We start from the raw sequence: 1,716 nt of genomic DNA, 5'->3' as shown, positions 1-1,716 counted from the left end.
GTTGAGGCCGTTCACGGGCACGCCGCCGCCCTGCCTGGCCGTCAGCACCACGGCGGCGAGACCGGCGATCAGCCCGCCCAGCACGAAGGAGATGAAGACGGTGCGTTCGACGCGGACGCCGATGAGGTGAGCTGCGGTGGGATTTACGCCGCTGGCATGGAGGCGGCGCCCGAAGGACGTGCGCTCCAGCAGGAACCAGACGAGAAGGCAGGCGACGGCGGCGACGAGGAAAAGGACCGGCAGGGGACCGAAGGAAAGCCGGCCCAGCCCCGTCAGCTCCGCCGGCATGCCGGCGACGATGGCGCGGCCCTGCGCATAGCCGCTCACCAGCCCGCCCAACACGATGGACAGACTGAGCGTGGCGATGAGCGGGTCCGCCCCCGCGCGAACGAGAGCGCCATTGACCGCGCCCAGGAGGCCGCCGATGGCCATGGCCACCAGCGCGGCGGCCACCCAGTTGAGCCCTACGGCGCCGGTGATCGGCACCTCGACCGAGCCCACGATGCCCGCGAGGATCACGCTGCACATCACCGCGATGGAGCCCGAGGAAATGTCGATCTTTCCGGTGATCAGCGGCAGGGTGAAGGCCGCCGCGAGGAGAAGCTGGATCGACATGGAGCCCAGAATGCTGCGCCAGTTCGCGGTGGTGGCGAAGGTCTCGCGCGTCTCGGGGTGAAGCGCGAAGAAGACGATCACCAGAGCGGTGATTGCGACCAGCCCGTAGCGTTCGAGGAACATCAGTGAGCGGGACATCAGATGATCTTCTCCCTGATACGGGCCTTGCTGCCGGGGCCACCTGGGATTTCGGCGGCGACCCGGCCGCGGTTGATCACCAGGGTGCGGTGGGTCAGTGCCTCGAGTTCATCGGCGTCGGTGCTGGCGACGATCACCGTGCAGCCGCGTTCGGCAGCGGCGCGGATCAGCCGGTGCAGGTCGTCGCGGGCACCTGGGTCCACACCCGCCGTCGGCTCGCAAAGGAGGAGGACACGCGGGTTGCGCTCCATCCACCGCGCGAGCACCACCTTCTGCTGGTTGCCGCCGGAGAGCGTCCAGAGCTTTGCCGAAGGTCCCGGCGCCTTGACGCCGTAGGTGGCGATGGCCGCCTTGGGGTCCGCCTTGCGGCCCACGGCAACACAGGCTTCCGTCACGCCGAGGTTCTCGGCAACAGTCCAGTGCGGGAACACGGCCATCTCGGTCCGATCGCTCGGCACGAGGCCGATCCCGGCGCGCATCGCATCCGAGGGGTGGCGGGCGTTGAGGGGCGTTCCGTCGATCATTATCTCGCCGCCCTCGCGCGGCCGTGCCGCGAAGATCAGCTCCGCCGTTTCAAGAAAGCCGGAGCCGATGATGCCGGTGAGGCCCAAGATCTCGCCCGGCCAGGCTTCGAGGTCGATGCCCTGCGCGTGACGACCTTCGAGGTTCTTCACGCTCAGGCGCGGCACCATGCCCGCACTCTTGCCCGCAAGCCCTCCGCCGGCCGGTGGGGCCGCTTCGAGTTCGTGGCCGAGCAGCAGGGTGATCAGTTCCCGCTCGTTGGTCGCGGCGGCGGGCGTCGTCCCGATCATCTTGCCGTTCCTCAGGATGGTGAGGTCGTCAGCGATGTAGAACAATTCGTCGAGCCGGTGGGAGACATAGATGATCGTATGGCCCGCGGCCTTCTGTTCCTTGAGCCTGTCGAGGAGCCACATGGCTTCTGCTTCGGGAAGTGCCGCGGTG

At 68.2% G+C, this 1,716-nt stretch carries 2 protein-coding genes; both read right to left on the bottom strand.

Annotated elements, in window-relative coordinates; genetic code table 11:
• A partial coding sequence (locus tag ACLD7X_RS16605; protein ID WP_425625408.1) for an ABC transporter permease occupies positions 1-738 on the bottom strand: 738 nt, incomplete at its 3' end.
• 14 nt (positions 739-752) lie between these two features.
• On the bottom strand, positions 753-1,716 hold a 964-nt coding region (locus ACLD7X_RS16600), incomplete at its 5' end, for an ATP-binding cassette domain-containing protein (RefSeq protein WP_411424793.1).

This window comes from Aphanothece microscopica RSMan92 (genome assembly GCF_046613545.2).
Taxonomy (GTDB): Bacteria; Cyanobacteriota; Cyanobacteriia; order PCC-6307; family Cyanobiaceae; genus NIES-981.
This window is presented reverse-complemented; position numbering and strand designations above follow the sequence as displayed.